This is a genomic window from Actinosynnema sp. NPDC059335 (assembly GCF_042752395.1).
Lineage (GTDB): Bacteria > Actinomycetota > Actinomycetes > Mycobacteriales > Pseudonocardiaceae > Actinosynnema.
This window is the reverse complement of record NZ_JBHYXZ010000170.1, coordinates 11,041-12,315: the sequence shown is the minus strand read 5'-3', so window position 1 is coordinate 12,315 and position 1,275 is coordinate 11,041. Positions and strand designations below refer to the sequence as shown.

General features: G+C 77.5%; 1 protein-coding gene. It reads left to right on the top strand.

Going from position 1 to position 1,275, the window contains the following annotated elements:
- Positions 1 to 577: 577 nt before the first annotated feature.
- Positions 578 to 1,147, top strand: a complete 570-nt coding sequence (locus ACFXGA_RS34265; RefSeq protein ID WP_378095264.1) for an isochorismatase family protein — start codon at positions 578 to 580, stop codon at positions 1,145 to 1,147.
- The last annotated feature ends 128 nt before the right edge of the window (positions 1,148 to 1,275 follow it).

Below are 1,275 nucleotides of genomic sequence, written 5' to 3'. Positions count from 1 at the left end.
CGGCGGGGCGCGGGGGGGGGGGGGGGGGGGGGGCGCCGCGGCGGGGGCGCGGGGGGGGGGGGGGGCGGGGGCCCGCCCCACCCCCCCCCCGCGCGGGGCGCGCCCAACACCCGGATCGTCGTGTCGGGCGACCTGGACGAGTTCTCGATCGCGATGCTGCGGGCCGAGCCGGTGGACGCGTACGGCGTGGGAACGTCGCTGGTCACGGGGTCCGGCGCGCCCACCGCGGGCATGGTCTACAAGCTGGTCGAGGTGGACGGGCGGCCGGTGGCCAAGCGCAGCTCGCACAAGGAGTCGCGCGGTGGGCGCAAGAGCGCGCTGCGGCGGCACAAGGAGACCGGGACGGCGTTGGAGGAGGTCGTGTTCCCGCACGAGGCGCAGCCGGAGCCGGGCGAGCACGACCGGCTGCTCGCCGTGCCGCTGGTCCGGGGCGGCCGGCGGGTGGACGGCCTGGACACGTTGGCGCAGAGCCGCGACCGGTTGCGTGCCGCCCTCGTGACCGTGCCGTGGGAGGGTTTGAAGCTGTCCCGCGGCGAGCCCGCGATTCCGACGACCTTCCTGTAGGGGGCTGGGTTCCATGAGCAAGGCGCTGATCGTGGTGGACGTGCAGAACGACTTCTGCGAGGGCGGCTCCCTGGCGGTGGCCGGGGGCGCGGCCGTGGCGGCGGCGATCTCGGCGCACGTCGCGTCCTCGTCGTACGACCACGTGGTGGCGACCCGCGACTACCACGTGGACCCGGGGTCGCACTTCAGCGAGACGCCGGACTTCGTCGACTCGTGGCCGGTGCACTGCGTGGCCGGGACGCCCGGCGCGTCGTTCCACCCCGAGCTGGACGTGACGGCGGTGGAGGCGGTGTTCTCCAAGGGCGCGCACGCGGCGGCGTACTCGGGGTTCGAGGGCGCGTCCGGCGGCGGGGAGCGGCTCGTGGACTGGCTGCGGGCGCGTGGCGTGGCGCAGGTGGACGTGGTCGGCATCGCCACGGACCACTGCGTGCGGGCGACGGCGTTGGACGCGGTGGACGCCGGGTTCGCCACGACCGTGCTGCTGGACCTGACGGCGGGCGTGGCGCGGGCGACCGTGGACACCGCGTTGGCGCAGCTCGACGGGGCCGGGGTGGCGCTGACGGGCACGCCCCGGGTCGGCTGACGCCCGCGTGCCGGCCCCACCGGGGCGGGCCGCCCGGGGGGCCGGGCCCCCGGGGGGCGGGGCGCCGCGCCCCTCGACCGGTCTGGCGTGCCCGGAATCCGCGGTCACCGCGGCACCACCCTTTCGCG

Excerpts from the sequence above, each read along its gene's own strand:
- ACFXGA_RS34265 (WP_378095264.1), top strand. The coding sequence starts at position 578 with ATGAGCAAGGCGCTGATCGTGGTGGACGTGCAGAACGACTTCTGCGAG.